Annotated in this window: 1 protein-coding gene; it reads left to right on the top strand. The window is 39.3% G+C overall.

Annotated elements, in window-relative coordinates; genetic code table 11:
- A partial coding sequence (locus AAEY62_RS22540) for a hypothetical protein (RefSeq protein ID WP_350636643.1) occupies positions 1 to 270 on the top strand: 270 nt, incomplete at both ends.

The following is a 270-nucleotide window of genomic DNA, read 5'->3' as shown; positions in this document are numbered from 1 at the left end:
CACACCGACAGTTCGGGCAATAAATACTACTACTCAATAACCCTCAGCAGTATTTATGATGTGTTTAATGAGCGTTATCAAGTTGCGGCTATTTTAAGAGACATAAGTTCGCTTAAAAATATTCAAGCTGAACTAGAGGGAGTTAATACCACTTTAGAGCTTAAAGTTTCGCAAAGAACCCGAGAGCTTGAACGCGCAATAGATGAAGCATTAGCAGCAAGCCAAGCTAAAAGTGACTTTGTAGCTAATATTTCTCACGAAATACGCACC

This window comes from Pseudoalteromonas sp. GW168-MNA-CIBAN-0100 (genome assembly GCF_040309225.1).
Classification (GTDB): domain Bacteria; phylum Pseudomonadota; class Gammaproteobacteria; order Enterobacterales; family Alteromonadaceae; genus Pseudoalteromonas; species Pseudoalteromonas arctica.
Note: the sequence above shows the minus strand (reverse complement) of the source record. Positions and strands in the feature narration are given on the sequence as shown.